Raw genomic sequence first — 15,034 nt, 5'->3', positions numbered from 1 at the left:
ACCCGGCCAATGCGATGTCTTTGACGATGTAATCCGTGCCCATTGGCAACTCCATTCTGGCTCAGCCTCAACTTGGCCACGCACTTAACACCGCAACGCTTTACAAGCAATAAAACCACCCAGAGCAGAGGGTTGCCCCGGACCAAATGCCACGCAATTCAGGATTTGCACGCTGGGTGCCAAGCGGCTAGGCACAGGTAAAACCTCTGTAAGAGCCGGACCCGACCGATGCCTCCAAAACCTGCCCGCGCCTGGCAACGCATGCTGTCAGGACGCCGACTGGATCTTCTGGATCCCACGCCCGTCGACATTGAAATCGAGGATATCGCCCACGGGCTGGCCTTTGTGGCGCGCTGGAACGGGCAAACCAAGGGTAATTTCGCCTATTCGGTGGCCGAACATTCGCTGCTGGTCGAGAGCTTGTTCACCCGTCTTTATCCCAAGGCGCCAGTGAAATGGCGCCTGGCCGCGCTGCTGCACGATGCCCCGGAATATGTGATTGGCGACATGATATCCCCGGTGAAGGCCGCAGTCGGTCCCGGGTATGAGGATCTGGATCAACGCCTGACTACGGCCATCCATGTCCGTTTCGGCCTGCCCGCCGCCCTGCCAAAGACCATCAAGTCCAAGATCAAGCGGGCCGACAAGATCAGCGCATGGATGGAGGCGGTGCAGATCGCCGGGTTTTCGGAGACGGAGGCCAACAAGTTCTTTGGCCGCATCGACCCGCAGATCACGGGCGATCTGTCTATCGACCTGCGCCCGCCGGTCGAGGTGCGCCGTGATTTTGTCAGCCGCCATGCAGAGTTGCTGGCGCAGCTTTAGGCCACTACCTCAGGCGTTGGCGGTTTTGGCCGCACGCCTGGCCCGACGGGCGCGGCGCATTTCGCGGATCCGCTGCTGTTTGAATTCGGGCGATTCCACGAAACGGTCGCTACCGCCAAGCCCCTTTTCGACAAGGATCTGTTGCCGCTGATCGTCGCTCAGCACCGGCCATTGCGCATCAGCAGAGATGAATCCATGCGTGGCAAGAGCCCGGCCGATCACCGAATGGTCGATCTCGCCAAAGCTGTTGCGGCTCGACTTTGGCTTGTTGACCGGCACCCATTCAGTGCGAAGCGCGCCAATCACCAGCGGATTGCATTTGCAGAAATGCGCTACATTCATCGCCAGCAGATTATTGGCGCCGGATTGGCGCCGCAGGACCATCGCGACCTTCTGATCCGGCCTTCCTACCATGGCAAAGAGATGCAGCGCCGAGCCATCCGCCGCGATCACCCGTTTCGCCGCCTTGTAGCGAGCCAGTTGCTCGGTCAGGCTGTGCTCCTGCGGGTGGAAGATCTCATAGCCTTCGGCCTGAAGCAGCTCTTCCATCTGCTCTTCGCCCAGAAGACCGCCCTTGCTGAGGCCCAGTTTCGAACGGGAGATATAGAGCTTTTCAGGGCCTTCAGGGGTCACATCGCGGGCAAAGCGGCTGTGCACCGCATTGCGGAACTTTCGGGTACCACGAGTGATATGGCCAAGGCCAAACCCCTGCCCTGGCACCACCAGTTCCTCAACCCGGGTCGGTTCAGCCGCAACCCGGATTGGCAGGCCCGGCGCAAAGAGATTGATGAACTCGCGCTGAAAGCCGCGCGTTTCATCGCCCACAGCCGGGCGTTTAGGGATGAACAGGATGCCGTCCACCGGCTGATCCAGATGTGGCAGCGCCCAAAGCCGGGACGAGCTTTCCACCAGGAAATGCCCGAAATGCGCCCAGAGCACCCCGCCCCAGAGCCAGCGCCCCGGCAGGGTTGCGTTGACCTCACTCGGCGGGTCGGGCTGCACGGTGATCGGGCGGTATTTGCGCCAGAGCGCGGCCTTGGCGCAGTAATCACCAGAGGCAGTCAACACACCGGCCTTTTGCACCAGCGCACTGTCGACCGGCGGGATCACGCAGGCATCGCGCAGGGTCTCAATCTCCTCGGACCAGCCCCCGTCGGGCAACGGCTGATCTTCGGGTCCGGCGCCATGCTCTGTCATGTGTGGTCCTCGCCTGGGGGTTGCCTTTACTTGGGGCTGCGTTTGGCAAGGATCCGCTGCAAGGTCCGCCGGTGCATGTTCAGCCGCCGAGCGGTTTCGGACACGTTGCGATCGCAGAGTTCATAGATGCGCTGAATATGCTCCCAGCGCACGCGGTCCGCGCTCATCGGGTTTTCCGGTGGCGGCGGCAGTTCATCCGCCGAGGCCAAGAGCGCATTGGTGATATCGGTCGCATCCGCCGGTTTTGACAGGTAATCGGTGGCGCCGATCTTCACCGCAGCAACGGCGGTGGCAATGGCGCCATATCCGGTCAGCACCACAACCCGGCTGTCGGGACGTTTTTCTCGGATCACCTCGACCACATCCAGACCGTTGCCATCCTCCAGCCGCAAATCGACAACCGCATAGGCTGGGGGCCGGGCGGTGGCGATGGCGCTGCCGGCGGCGACGGATCCGGCGGTCTCAATCTCGAAACCGCGCTTTTCCATCGCTTTGGCCAGGCGGCGCAGAAACGGTTCATCATCATCGACCAACAAGAGCGATTTGTCGGGTCCGATGTCCCTTTGCGTCGCTTCGACCATGCCCGCTCCTCCGCGTTCGTTCAGCAAATTCTTGTTTTGGATATTAAACGCCGGGTGGCAAAGGTCAAATGCCAGACACCGTTACATGTTATCAATGAAACAGCCGATCTTGTCTGCCACCTGCTCGGGCGTCTCATCGCGGCGGAAGAATTCGACAAACCCGTCTTCCGGCAGCACCAGATAGGCAAAGGTGGAGTGATCGACCAGGTAATAGTCCTCATCCCCGTCCTGTTTCTTGTAATAGGTCTTGTAGGCCTGGCTGGCCGCCTTGACCTGCTCGGCCGATCCGGTGAGACCGATCATCTTTTCATGCATGTTGTAGGCAAAATCGCCAACCACCTCGGGGGTGTCGCGGTCCGGGTCGATCGAGATGAACACCGGTGTCACGCTGTAACCGCGTTCATCCAGCACATCGATGGCCTCGGCGTTGCGGGACACATCCAGCGGGCAGACGTCGGGGCAGAAGGTGTAGCCAAAGTACAGCAGCGATGGTTCGGTAATGACATCCTTGTCGGTAACCGTCTCACCCTTGGAATTGACCAGTTCGAACGGCCCGCCAATGGTGTCTGCGCCACCGGCAATCTTACTGCTGCGGCACTGGGCGAATTTGTCATCGCTGTCCCCTGGGCGGGTCAGGAACCAGGTGCCGCCGGCAAGAGCAGCAATGAATAGGGCAGCAAGAAGGGCATATAGGCGGGTCATGTGATCACACTTTGCGAACGGGAAGGGTTGTTGATCGTTTCGGGCGCGAGACCTATCAAGAAACTCAGCCGATGCAACTGCACACGGCGTCACACCGCCGATCGGCGCGGGAACGTGATAATGCGCCGCAGATCAGGAGGCCCAGATGAGCGAGACCCAATTCGGCCTGATGCATGGCCAGGAACGCAGCCACTGGATCCGTTTGCGGACCCTGATCCTGCTGCGCTGGGTAGCCATCGCCGGGCAGATCATTGCGATCCTGGTGGCGCAGTACATGTACAATCTGCAACTGGTGCTGCCGCTATGTTTTCTGGCGGTCGGCATCGCGGTCACCGGAAATCTTGTCGCCACCCTGATGTTCCCCGAAAACAAGCGCCTGTCGGAATTCGAAAACTTCCTGATGGTTCTGTTCGATCTGATGCAGCTGGCGTTTTTGCTGAGCCTGACCGGCGGTCTGCACAATCCCTTTGCCCTGCTGGTTCTGGCGCCGGTGACGATTTCGGCTGCCATGATGGGACTGCGTTCAACCCTGATCATTGGCGGCACCGCCATCATGCTGGTAACACTGATGGCCGAATTCCATATTCCCCTGCGCACCGAACAGGGGTTCCTGCTGCGGGTTCCGGATGTCTTTGTCTTTGGCAACTGGACCGCCATCGTCATCGCCATCCTGTTCATCGGGTTCTACTCCTTCCGGATCAGCACCGAGATCCGCAGCATGTCCGACGCGCTTTCTGCCACCCAGCTGGCGCTCTCGCGTGAGCAGAAGCTGACCGACCTTGGCGGCGTGGTCGCTGCCGCCGCGCATGAACTTGGCACGCCGCTGGCCACTATAAAACTGGCCAGTGCCGAATTGTTGGATGAATTGGACGACCGCCCCGACCTGCGCGAAGACGCCGCCCTAATCCGGGAACAGGCGGACCGCTGCCGCGACATCCTGCGCAGCATGGGCCGGGCCGGGAAGGACGACTTGCATCTGCGCCAGGCGCCGCTGTCTACCGTCATCCACGAGGCGGCCGAACCGCATATGGACCGCGGCACGACGGTCGTGTTTCACGAAGCCCCGCTGGAGGACGGCAGCCTGCAGCAACCCACCATCCTGCGCAAACCCGAGATCATCCACGGTCTGCGCAACCTGGTTCAGAACGCGGTGGATTTCGCGGGCAGCACCGTCTGGATCGACGCCGCCTGGGACGACGAAAAAATCGAAGTCAGGATCAGCGACGACGGGCGCGGGTTCCCCTCTCAGATGCTTGGCCGGATCGGCGATCCTTTCATGAAACGACGGCGCAGCGGATCTGATCGGCGCAAACGCCCCGGTTACGAAGGCATGGGGCTGGGCCTGTTCATCGCCAAAACCCTGCTGGAACGCAGCGGCGCCAACCTGCGGTTTACCAATGGATCGGCCCCGCTTCCCGGACTAATACTGCCAAAAGAACGCCGGGGTGCCATCGTCGAAGTCTCATGGCCGCGTGACAAAGTCGACGCGCTCAAGGGCGAAAATGCCGTTCCAACCGGGAAAAACCAGAGAATTGAAATTTAACCGTTCACTTTTTAGCAACCAATTAAACTTCATTTAACCATTTTTAAGCAACCATTGATAAAGCGATACGCGAGCAAGGCAGGACAACATGCAGAACATCGTTTCAATCGAATGGCTAATCTTGGCAACCCTCTGCGCCGCCACAGCCGCGGCCGCTGTGTGGTGGCTGTCTCCCGGCGCGCGCTCCAAATCGCTGGAGCAGGATCTGCTGTCCAGCGACGGGCGTACTGATGCGGTCTTCCTGTTTGACGACACCAACCTGATCGGCTGGTCCTCGGGCGCACGCAAATTCATTGGCGAACACGCCGAGGCGTTCAGCTGGAACATGCTGCGCGACCAGCTGGCGCGCAATTACCCCGGCCTGCCGCAATCGCCCGGATTTCTGAAAGATGTCGGTCCCCTTGTCCTGTCGGGCACCGAATCCGCCGAAAGCCGCGAAGCGCATTGTGAATGGATCGACGGTATTACCCGCGTGCAGCTGCGCCGCTCGACTCTGGAAGAGCAGAACAGATCGCAGGATCAGGAACTGACCACCCTGCGCGCCGCCGTGCATCAGGCCCCTTATCCGGTCTGGCTGCAATCGGATGAAGGCGCGATCACCTGGTCCAACCTAGCCTATGACAACCTTACCCATAAAATCCGCGGCCGCGACGTGGATGTGTCGGTGCCCCTGTTCACCGATCTTGAAGAACCCAAATCCAGCGGTAAACCGGAACGGATTTCCATCCCGCTGCCCGACAGCAACAAGCAACTGTGGTACAATATCTCGACCACTCAAACCGAAGCCGGCTGGCTGTGTCACGCTGTCGATGTGAATGCGGTGGTGGATGCCGAAATCGCCCAGCGCAACTTTGTGCAGACTCTGGCAAAAACCTTTGCCCAGCTGTCCATTGGTCTGGCCATCTTTGATCGCAACCGTCAGCTGGTCCTGTTCAACCCGGTGCTGATCGACCTGACCGCGCTGCCGCCCGATTTCCTCAGCTCCCGTCCCAACCTGATGAGCTTTTTCGACCGTCTGCGCGACCAGCGTATGATGCCCGAGCCCAAGAATTACTCCAGCTGGCGCCACCAGTTCGAAGACCTGCTCGAGGCCGCTGCCGAGGGCCGGTACAAGGAAACATGGTCGCTGCCCTCGGGTTCGGTCTATTCGGTCTCTGGCCGCCCGCATCCCGATGGTGCCATTGCCTTCCTGTTCGAGGACATCACCGCCGAAGTGACCCTGACGCGTCAGTTCCGCTCGGAGCTGGAAATGGGGCAGTCGATCATGGACCAGATGGACGAAGCCATCGCCGTCTTTGCCAATGATGGCAGCATGACTTTCTCCAACGCAGCCTATCACCAGATGTGGAAAATGGACCCAGACGCCAGCTTTGCCAAAGTGTCGATCATGGATGCCAGCCGCGTCTGGCAGGACACCTGCGCCCCGACACCGGCTTGGGGAGAGATCCGCGATTTCGTCGCAGCCAGCGATGCGCGCGACCCCTGGTGGGCAAATGTGAAACTGCGCGACGGCACGCCGCTGATGTGCAAGGTCACCGGCATCCAGAACGGCGCCACCATGGTCAGCTTCTGCAATCCGCAGACCAGCCTGCCCTGCGCCGAACAGGAACGCTTTGCCATCTCTGATCACAGCTGAGCAGGGCTGCAAGCCGGGCACCCCCAAGGGCAATCCCGCTTGCAGCGCATGACGCCTGACGCCATTGTGGCGCCATGATTAAAAGTCCTCATTCCTGCACTCTGGCTTCGGCCGAAAATACCGCCGATCTGGCACAGAAAATCGCCGGGGCCCTCTGCCCGGGCGATTGCCTGCTTCTGGAAGGCCCCATCGGCGCCGGCAAGACGCATTTCGCCCGCCACCTGATCCAGTCGTTGCAGGACATCCCCGAAGATGTCCCCTCTCCCACCTTCACGCTGGTCCAGACCTACGAGGTTCCGGCGGGTGAGCTGTGGCATGCGGATCTTTACCGCCTGTCGTCGCTTGATGAGGTCGAAGAACTGGGGCTGCTCGCCGCCTTTGACACCGCGATCACCCTGGTCGAATGGCCCGACCGACTGGCGGAGCTGGCGCCGCAGCACGCATTGCACCTGACATTTGCACTGGACCCCGATAGCGAAGATGCCCGTCTGCTGACCCTGCGGTGGAGCGATGACAGATGGCAGCCCCTGATGGAGCAAGTTTTTTCATGACAGACCGAACAGAGCTGATCTCCGCCTTTTTGTCGGGCGCCGGATACGGCAGCTGGGAACGCCGCCCGTTGGCCGGCGATGCCTCGATGCGCCGCTATGAACGGCTGATCGGCCCACACGGCGGCTCTGCGGTGCTGATGGATGCCCCGGCAGAGAAGGGCGAGGATATCCGCCCCTTCGTGCAGATCGCCGAATACCTCCACGAACAGGGCGTCAGCGCGCCGGAAGTTCTGGCTGAGGACGCAGAACACGGCTTCCTGCTGATTGAGGACCTCGGCGACGGGCTGTTCAGCAGCGTGATCGAACAGGATCCCAGTCAGGAAATGTCCCTCTACCGGGCCGCAACCGATCTTCTGATTGCGCTGCATCAGGCGCCGCTGCCCGATCTGGAGCCGCTTGGTCCGCGTGTCATGGCTGAAATGGCCAGCCTTGTGATGACAACCTACCGAAGCGGCATCACCGGGCAGGAGGACAGCGTGCTGACCAGCCGGTTCGAAGATCAGTTCGAAGACATCCTACGCCACAGCGTCAAGGGCGACGCCGTCTTTGTGCACCGGGATTTTCATGCCCAGAACCTGCTGTGGCTGCCGGATCGGGACGGGATCGCCCGCGTCGGCGTCATCGATTTTCAGGACGCCCGCACCGGTCATCCGGCCTATGATCTGGTCTCACTCCTGCAGGACGCCCGCCGCGATGTGCCCGCCGGGATCGAGATGCAGATGATCGATCACTATATCGAGGTCACCGGTGTCGATCCCTCCGGGTTCCGCACCGCCTATACGGTGATCGGCGTGCAGCGAAACCTGCGTATCCTAGGCATTTTTGCGCGGCTGTCGCAGGAAGGCGGCAAGCCGCAGTATCTGGATCTGATCCCGCGCGTCTGGGGCCATGTCATGCGCGGGTTGGAGCACCCCGCCCTTGCGCCTCTGGCGGATTGGCTGCGCAGTGATCTACCCCCACCCAGCCCCGAAAACCTGGACAGGCTGCGATAATGGCGGCGCTATCCCCCGAAGCAGTAATGATCTACGCGGCCGGCTTTGGCACCCGGATGAAGGCGCTGACCCGGGATCTGCCGAAGCCGATGATCCCGGTTGCCGGGCGGCCTTTGATCGACCACACGCTGGATCTGGCCCGTGCGGTGCTGCCCGCGCGGATCGTGGTCAACACCCATTACAAGGCAGAGATCCTGCAGGAGCACCTGAAACCGCAGGGCGTTCTGATCAGCGACGAACAGCCGGAGATCCTGGATACCGGCGGCGGGCTGCGCCATGCGCTGCCCCTTCTGGGTGATGGTCCCGTTTACACCTCAAACTCCGATGCGATCTGGGCCGGGCCGAACCCCTTTGAAATGCTACGCGCGGCCTGGGATCCATCCAATATGGATGGCCTCATGCTCTGCGTACCGCTGCCGCGCGCGGTGGGGCGGCAGGGCGGCGGTGATTTCTCGGCCGACGCGGCGGGGCGCATTTCATGGGGCGGCGATCTGGTCTGGGGCGGTGTGCAGATCCTAAAGACAGGCAGATTGCAGAGCATCAACGAGACCGCCTTTTCCACCCGCCTGCTATGGAACCCGATGATCGAGGAAAAACGGCTGTACGCCCTCGAATATCCCGGCCACTGGTGCGATGTGGGACACCCCGAAGGCATCACCCTGGCGGAGCAATTGCTGGCACATGACGATGTTTGAACCACAGGACAAACCGCGCCTGTTCGCCCTGCCCTGCGGTGTCGATTTCCCTCGGGCGCTAGTGAACGGCCTAATCGCGCGCAGCGCTGGCCTCCCGCCCGAGGCGCTGGCCCGCGCCGAGGTGATCGTCAACACCGCCCGCATGCAGCGCCGGGTGCGCGACCTGTTTGACGCCGGCCCCACCCTGCTGCTGCCACGCCTGTCGCTGCTGACCGATCTGGCACAGCGCGCCACCCTGCACGGCCTGCCGCCTGTCCTGCCCTCGCTCAGGCGCCGGTTGGAGCTGTCGCAGCTGATCGCGAAACTGCTGGACGCGCAGCCGGATCTTGCCGCGCGGGCCTCACTTTTCGATCTCTCCGACAGTCTGGCGGCGCTGATCGATGAAATGCAGGGCGAAGGCGTCAGCACCGACACCATCCGCAATCTTGATGTTTCGGACATGTCCGGGCATTGGGCGCGCGCGCAGGCCTTCATCGGTATCGCAGATGATTATGTCGACCGCCACGACGATGCCATGGACAAGGAAGCCCGCCAACGGCAGGTGGTTCTGAACCTGATCGACCAGTGGCAGAGCGCACCGCCGCAACACCCGGTGATCCTGGCCGGCTCCACCGGCTCGCGCGGCACCACGCTGATGCTGATGGAAGCCATCGCCCGCCTGCCGCAGGGCGCGGTGATCCTGCCGGGGTTCGATTTCGACCAGCCCGATCACGTCTGGTCCGGCCTTGATGATCCGCTGATCTCCGAAGACCACCCGCAGTACCGGTTCTACCGGCTGATGAAGGATCTGGAGCTCACGCCGCGTGACGTGGAGCCCTGGACAGATGAAACCCCGCCCTTTCCGGCCCGCAACCGGCTGGTGTCACTGGCGCTGCGGCCTGCCCCTGTCACCGACGCCTGGATGAGCGAAGGACCGCAGCTGACCGATATCGACCGCGCTGCCGAGACCATCACCCTTGTCGAAGCGCCAAGCCCCAGATCCGAGGCGCTCACCATCGCTTTGCGTCTGCGGCAGGCCGCCGAGGATGGCCAGACCGCGGCGCTGATCACCCCCGACCGGATGCTGACGCGGCAGGTGTCGGCGGCGCTAGACCGCTGGGACATCCTGCCGGATGATTCCGCCGGTCAGCCGCTGCAACTGTCTCCGCCGGGCCGTTTCCTGCGCCACGTGGCCGAGCTGTTCTGCCACGTGCTGACGCCGGACATGCTGCTGACGCTGCTGAAACACCCGCTGACCCATGACGGGTCAGAGGCTGCGCGCGGCGAACACCTGCGCCATACCCGCGATTTCGAACTCGAGCTGCGCCGCAATGGCCCGCCCTTCCCCGATGCAGACAGTTTTGCCGCCTTTGGCGCCACGCGCGATCTGATCCCCGGCTGGGTCGACTGGCTGACGACACAATTTGCCGATCAGGTCACCCCGGGCAACCTGTCCCTGACGGATTGGATCACCCACCTGCGCGACCGCGCCGAAGGCATTGCCTCTGGCAGTCAGCTGGGCGGCAGCGGCACGCTCTGGGACAAGAAAGCCGGCCAGAAGGCGCTGAAGGTGATCACCGATCTGGAAGAGAACGCGCAATTCGGCGGCGAGATGAGCGCCCGCGACTTTGCCGATCTTCTGGGCGCGCTGCTGGCGCAGGAAGAAGTGCGCGACCGCGATGCGCCCTATGGGTCGATCATGATCTGGGGTACGCTGGAAGCCCGTGTTCAAGGCGCCGATCTGGTCATTCTGGCCGGTCTCAACGAGGGTAGCTGGCCCGAGGCCGCCAGCCCCGATCCCTGGCTGAACCGCCAGTTGCGCAATCAGGCCGGGCTGTTGCTGCCCGAACGCCGCATCGGTCTCTCTGCGCATGACTTCCAGCAGGCCGTGGCCGCGCCTGAGGTCTGGTTGACCCGTTCCAAACGATCAGAAGAGGCAGATACCGTACCCTCGCGCTGGCTCAACCGGATGATGAACCTGTTGCGCGGCCTGCCGGAACAGGGCGGGCGCGCCGCGCTGGAAGCAATGCGCGCACGCGGGCAGACATGGCTGGATTGGTCAACGGCGCTGGAGGTCCCGCTGCCAAGCGAACCTGCCAGCCGCCCTGCCCCGCGCCCGCCGGTTGCCGCCCGTCCGCGACAGCTGTCAGTCACGGAAATCCCCCGTCTGATCCGCGATCCCTATGCGGTTTACGCCAAACATGTGCTGCGCCTGAAACCACTGAACCCGCTGATGCGGGAACCCGATGCGCTGCTGCGCGGGATCGTGGTACACAAGGTGTTTGAGGATTATATCCGTGATAGCCGCGACACCCCGGAGCTGCTGACCCCGGAAGAGCTGATCGCGCGCACCCGCAGCCAGTTGCAGGCAGAGGTCCCCTGGCCCGTCGCCCGCAGCCTGTGGCTGGCGCGCATTGTCCGCATCGCCGAAAGCTTTGTCGCGGGTGAGCAGACCCGCCGCGCCGCTGCGCGCCCCTCTGGGTTTGAAATCAGCGGAGGAGTTCGCCTTGCGCCGCTCGATTTCCAGATCACCGGACAGGCCGACCGGATCGACGTCGATGAACGCGGTTGTCTGCATATCTTTGACTACAAGACCGGCGATCCGCCGACCGACAAACAACAGCGCGCCTTTGACAAACAGCTGCTGATCGAGGCCGCCATGGCCGAACAGGGCGCCTTTGAGGACTACGGCGCCGCCCAGGTGGAGCGCGCGACCTTTATCGGTCTGAAATCCCCGATCAAGGAAGTGCCCGCACCGCTGGCAGATGAACCCCCGGCCAAGGTCTGGGCTGAGCTGAAGAAACTGATCGAAGCCTATTTCGACCCCGAACAGGGCTATAGCAGCCGTCGCATGGTTCACCGGGACGATTTTGCCGGTGACTACGATCACCTGGCGCGCTTTGGCGAATGGGACCGCAGCGACATGCCAAAGCCGGAGGATCTGACATGAGTGCCCCTCGCGATGCGGCATCAGAGGCCCAGTTTCGCGCGGCGCGGCCAGATGCCTCGACCTGGCTGGCGGCCAATGCCGGATCGGGCAAGACCAAGGTTCTGACCGACCGGGTGGCGCGGCTCTTGCTGAAGGGCGTGCAGCCGCAGCACATCCTCTGTCTGACCTATACCAAGGCCGCCGCCAGCGAGATGCAGAACCGGCTGTTCCAGCGGCTGGGTGAATGGGCGATGCTGGGCGATGACAGGCTGAGCGCGGCGCTGGAGGATCTGGGCGCCGGCGACGTGGCCCGGGGCGAGGGGCTGGCGCAGGCGCGCACGCTCTTTGCCCGCGCGATTGAAACGCCGGGTGGCCTCAAGATCCAGACGATCCACTCCTTCTGTTCCTCGCTGTTGCGGCGTTTCCCGCTGGAGGCTGGCGTCAGCCCGCAATTCGCCGAAATGGAAGACCGCGCCGCCACCCTTTTGCGCGCTGAACTCGTCGAGGATATCGCCAACGGCCCGGAGGCGCATCTGGTCGAGGCGCTGGCCCGGCATGTTGCAGGCAGCGATTTTGACGATCTGACTGCTGCCATCTGCCAGCGCCGCGCCGAATTTGCCCAGCCGCTGGACCGCGCGGGTCTGCTGAAACTGTTCGACCTGCCGGAAGGGTTTGACGCTGCCGCGCTGGAGGGGTTGGTGTTCCTGGGTGGAGAAGATGAGCTGCTGAGCCGCACCCGCGATATGCTGGCAACCGGCGGCACCAACGATCAGAAAGCTGCCGCGAAACTCGCCGGGATCGCCACACCGAAGATGGCCGATCTGCCTGTGTTAGAGTCGGTTTTTCTGACTGGCGCCGGCGCCAAGGCGCCCTTCACGGCCAAGGTCGGCAGCTTTCCGACTAAGAAGCTGCAAAAGGACAACCCCGATCTGATGGACCGGCTGGAGCCTTTCATGCTGCGGGTCGAGGACGCCCGTGCCAAACGGCTGGCGCTGGCAGCTGCGCAGAAATCCGAGGACCTGCACGCCTTTGCCTCCGTGTTCCTGCCGGAATACGAGCGGCGCAAACAGCTGCGCGGCTGGCTCGACTTTGATGATCTGATCCTCAAGGCGCGGCTGTTGCTGAACGATCCGGCGGTGGCGGCCTGGGTTCTCTACCGGCTGGATGGCGGCATCGATCACATCCTGGTGGACGAAGCGCAGGACACCAGCCCGGTGCAATGGGACGTGATCGAAAAACTGGCGCAGGAATTCACATCAGGGATCGGCGCGCGGTCGGATGTAGAGCGCACGATCTTTGTGGTCGGCGACAAGAAACAGTCGATCTATTCCTTTCAGGGCGCCGACCCGGATGCCTTTGACCGCATGCAGGAAGAATTCGGCCGCCGACTGGCCGAAACCGGCGCGGCGCTTCAGAATGCGGCGCTGGAGTTTTCCTTCCGCTCCTCTGCGGCGATCCTGCGGCTGGTCGATCTGGTTTTCAAGGACAGCCCCCGCGCCGGCTTTCACAAGGACGCGTTGCACCGCGCCTTTAAATCCGATCTGCCGGGGCGCGTGGACCTCTGGCCTGCGGTGGAAAAGCTGGATGATGAGGAAGACCGCGACTGGACCGATCCGGTGGACCGGCCCGGCGCCCGTCATCACACGGTGATCCTGGCCGAGCGTATCGCCCGCGAGATCAAGCGGATGATCGACAACAAGGTCACCATCCCCGAGGACGGCCCCACCCGCGGCACCTTTCAGCGCCGCCCGGTACATGCCGGGGATTTCCTGATCCTGGTGCAGCGCCGGTCCGAGCTGTTTTCCGAAATCATCCGCGCCTGCAAGGCCGCCCGCCTGCCCATCGCCGGTGCCGACCGGCTGAAGGTGGGTGCCGAACTGGCGGTCAAGGATATCGCCGCGCTTTTGTCGTTTCTGGCGACGCCCGAGGACAGCCTGTCGCTGGCCGCCGCGCTGAAATCACCGCTTTTTGGCTGGTCGGAACAGATGCTGTTCGACCTTGCCCACCGGCGCAAAGGCGGCAGCCATCTGTGGGCGGCGCTGCGCGAACGGGCGGCGGAATTCCCCGAAACGATGCAGGTGATCGACGATCTGCGCAGCCAGACCGATTTTCTGCGCCCTTATGATCTGATCGAGCGGATCCTGACCCGGCACCGGGGCCGCCAGCGCCTGCTGGGCCGTCTTGGCCCCGAAGCCGAGGACGGCATCAACGCGCTGTTGTCGCAAGCGCTGGCCTATGAGCGCACCGATATTCCCAGCCTTACCGGGTTTCTTGTCTGGATGCAGACCGACGATCTTGAGATCAAGCGCCAGATGGGCGCCGCCGGGGATATGATCCGAGTGATGTCGGTGCATGGCTCCAAGGGGCTGGAGGCGCCGATCGTGATCCTGCCAGATACCGCCAAACGCAAGCCGCCCAGCGATGCCGAGATCATCGTGGCCGAAGGCGCGCCGCTGTGGCGCGTGCCCAAGGACCAGATGCCCGCCGCCATGCTCACCGCGCGCGAGGCAGCGCAGGAGAAACAGCAGAACGAAAGACTGCGCCTTCTGTATGTTGCGCTGACACGGGCAGAGAAGTGGCTGATCGTCGCCAGTGCGGGGGAGCTGTCGAAAGAGGGTGACAGCTGGTACCAGATGGTCGAACGGGCTCTGAATGACGGCGGCGCCGCCGAAACGGACCTGCCCGGTGGGCCGGGCCTACGGCTGCAGCATGGCGATTGGGATGGGCTGGAGTTTGTCGCCCACGACGCCCCTGAGCCAAAGAAAGTGACCCTGCCGCAGGTCTTTACACAGTCTGCCCCGGCCTATGTCGCGCCGGAACCGACGCTCAGCCCATCGGATCTGGGCGGCGCCAAGGCGCTGCCCGGCGATCAGGGTCTGGACGAGGAGGCTGCCAAGGCGCGCGGCACCAACCTGCACCTGCTGCTGGAACATCTGCCCGCACAGCCAGAGGACCGCTGGCCGGATCTGGCCCGGGCGCTGCTGGCGGGATGCGAGGACCAAGGGGAACTGTTGGAGGAGGCAAGCGCTGTATTGCGCAATCCCGATCTCGCGCATGTCTTTGCCCCCGGCACCCTGTCCGAAGTGGCCGTGACGGCCGATCTGGATGGCATCCGCCTGCACGGGGTGATCGACCGGCTGATCGTGGAATCTGACCGGGTTCTGGCGGTGGATTTCAAATCAAACGCAACCGTTCCGCAATCGGTAAGCGAATGTCCCGACGGGCTGCTGCGGCAAATGGGCGCCTATGCGCTGGCGCTGGGGCGGATCTACCCCGGCAAAACCATCGAAACGGCGCTGATATGGACCCGCAATGCAACCCTGATGCCCCTGCCGCACGAAGTTGTGACGCGGGCCTTCCAGCGTCACGGGGAACCTTGACGAGTCCTTAAGCCCTACCTAGGT

11 protein-coding genes are annotated in these 15,034 nt (G+C 62.8%); 8 read left to right on the top strand and 3 right to left on the bottom strand.

Translation table 11 applies throughout. From position 1 onward, the window contains the following. Nucleotides 1–228 precede the first annotated feature (228 nt). Nucleotides 229–825, top strand: a complete 597-nt coding sequence (locus SM764_RS09805; RefSeq protein ID WP_368947701.1) for an HD domain-containing protein — start codon at nucleotides 229–231, stop codon at nucleotides 823–825. A 9-nt stretch (nucleotides 826–834) separates the two neighbouring features. Here the strand turns inward: SM764_RS09805 and SM764_RS09800 are convergent, their stop codons facing one another. The 3 genes from SM764_RS09800 to SM764_RS09790 all read right to left on the bottom strand — a co-directional run bounded on the left by SM764_RS09800 (nucleotide 835) and on the right by SM764_RS09790 (nucleotide 3,305). Continuing rightward, nucleotides 835–2,022, bottom strand: coding sequence for a glycosyltransferase family 61 protein (locus SM764_RS09800; protein WP_368947700.1), 1,188 nt, complete (start codon nucleotides 2,020–2,022; stop codon nucleotides 835–837). A gap of 26 nt (nucleotides 2,023–2,048) precedes the next feature. Then, nucleotides 2,049–2,603: an ActR/PrrA/RegA family redox response regulator transcription factor gene (locus SM764_RS09795; protein WP_065272028.1), complete on the bottom strand. Its 555-nt coding sequence runs from the start codon at nucleotides 2,601–2,603 to the stop codon at nucleotides 2,049–2,051. A gap of 81 nt (nucleotides 2,604–2,684) precedes the next feature. After that, nucleotides 2,685–3,305, bottom strand: a complete 621-nt coding sequence (locus tag SM764_RS09790; RefSeq protein WP_065272027.1) for an SCO family protein — start codon at nucleotides 3,303–3,305, stop codon at nucleotides 2,685–2,687. 145 nt (nucleotides 3,306–3,450) lie between these two features. On the opposite strand from SM764_RS09790, the gene regB reads away from it, so the two are divergent. From regB to addA, 7 genes are all read left to right on the top strand, one after another. Beyond that, complete coding sequence (gene regB / locus SM764_RS09785; protein ID WP_065272026.1) at nucleotides 3,451–4,848, top strand: sensor histidine kinase RegB; 1,398 nt, start codon at nucleotides 3,451–3,453, stop codon at nucleotides 4,846–4,848. Between the two features lie 88 nt (nucleotides 4,849–4,936). Beyond that, the gene (locus tag SM764_RS09780) at nucleotides 4,937–6,484 is read left to right on the top strand and encodes a PAS-domain containing protein (protein WP_065272025.1); all 1,548 of its coding nucleotides are present in this window, start codon (nucleotides 4,937–4,939) and stop codon (nucleotides 6,482–6,484) included. A 74-nt stretch (nucleotides 6,485–6,558) separates the two neighbouring features. Further along, on the top strand, nucleotides 6,559–7,035 hold the full coding sequence (tsaE, locus tag SM764_RS09775; protein WP_368947699.1) for a tRNA (adenosine(37)-N6)-threonylcarbamoyltransferase complex ATPase subunit type 1 TsaE: 477 nt from the start codon (nucleotides 6,559–6,561) through the stop codon (nucleotides 7,033–7,035). Continuing rightward, the gene (locus tag SM764_RS09770) at nucleotides 7,032–8,027 is read left to right on the top strand and encodes an aminoglycoside phosphotransferase family protein (protein ID WP_369001660.1); all 996 of its coding nucleotides are present in this window, start codon (nucleotides 7,032–7,034) and stop codon (nucleotides 8,025–8,027) included. The genes tsaE and SM764_RS09770 overlap by 4 nt, the downstream gene beginning before the upstream one ends. Beyond that, nucleotides 8,027–8,722 carry a nucleotidyltransferase family protein gene (locus SM764_RS09765; RefSeq protein ID WP_369001659.1) on the top strand — a complete coding sequence of 232 codons (696 nt, stop codon included), beginning with the start codon at nucleotides 8,027–8,029 and terminating at the stop codon, nucleotides 8,720–8,722. Before SM764_RS09770 ends, SM764_RS09765 begins: the two co-directional genes overlap by 1 nt. Next, nucleotides 8,715–11,651 (top strand): double-strand break repair protein AddB, encoded by a 2,937-nt coding sequence (gene addB, locus SM764_RS09760; protein ID WP_369001674.1) that lies wholly within the window; start codon nucleotides 8,715–8,717, stop codon nucleotides 11,649–11,651. The genes SM764_RS09765 and addB overlap by 8 nt, the downstream gene beginning before the upstream one ends. After that, the gene (addA, locus tag SM764_RS09755) at nucleotides 11,648–15,010 is read left to right on the top strand and encodes a double-strand break repair helicase AddA (protein WP_369001658.1); all 3,363 of its coding nucleotides are present in this window, start codon (nucleotides 11,648–11,650) and stop codon (nucleotides 15,008–15,010) included. The genes addB and addA overlap by 4 nt, the downstream gene beginning before the upstream one ends. The last annotated feature ends 24 nt before the right edge of the window (nucleotides 15,011–15,034 follow it).

The sequence above is a fragment of the Pseudophaeobacter sp. 1A16562 genome, assembly GCF_041008785.1.
Lineage (GTDB): Bacteria > Pseudomonadota > Alphaproteobacteria > Rhodobacterales > Rhodobacteraceae > Phycobacter > Phycobacter gallaeciensis_A.
The sequence above is the reverse complement of the archived record's forward strand: the minus strand, read 5'-3'. Positions and strand labels throughout refer to the sequence as shown.

Coding starts and splice junctions, on each gene's coding strand:
- SM764_RS09800 (WP_368947700.1), bottom strand. CDS start 2,022: ATGACAGAGCATGGCGCCGGACCCGAAGATCAGCCGTTGCCCGACGGG.
- addB (WP_369001674.1), top strand. CDS start 8,715: ATGTTTGAACCACAGGACAAACCGCGCCTGTTCGCCCTGCCCTGCGGT.
- tsaE (WP_368947699.1), top strand. CDS start 6,559: ATGATTAAAAGTCCTCATTCCTGCACTCTGGCTTCGGCCGAAAATACC.
- regB (WP_065272026.1), top strand. CDS start 3,451: ATGAGCGAGACCCAATTCGGCCTGATGCATGGCCAGGAACGCAGCCAC.
- SM764_RS09770 (WP_369001660.1), top strand. CDS start 7,032: ATGACAGACCGAACAGAGCTGATCTCCGCCTTTTTGTCGGGCGCCGGA.
- SM764_RS09790 (WP_065272027.1), bottom strand. CDS start 3,305: ATGACCCGCCTATATGCCCTTCTTGCTGCCCTATTCATTGCTGCTCTT.
- SM764_RS09795 (WP_065272028.1), bottom strand. CDS start 2,603: ATGGTCGAAGCGACGCAAAGGGACATCGGACCCGACAAATCGCTCTTG.
- addA (WP_369001658.1), top strand. CDS start 11,648: ATGAGTGCCCCTCGCGATGCGGCATCAGAGGCCCAGTTTCGCGCGGCG.
- SM764_RS09805 (WP_368947701.1), top strand. CDS start 229: ATGCCTCCAAAACCTGCCCGCGCCTGGCAACGCATGCTGTCAGGACGC.
- SM764_RS09780 (WP_065272025.1), top strand. CDS start 4,937: ATGCAGAACATCGTTTCAATCGAATGGCTAATCTTGGCAACCCTCTGC.
- SM764_RS09765 (WP_369001659.1), top strand. CDS start 8,027: ATGGCGGCGCTATCCCCCGAAGCAGTAATGATCTACGCGGCCGGCTTT.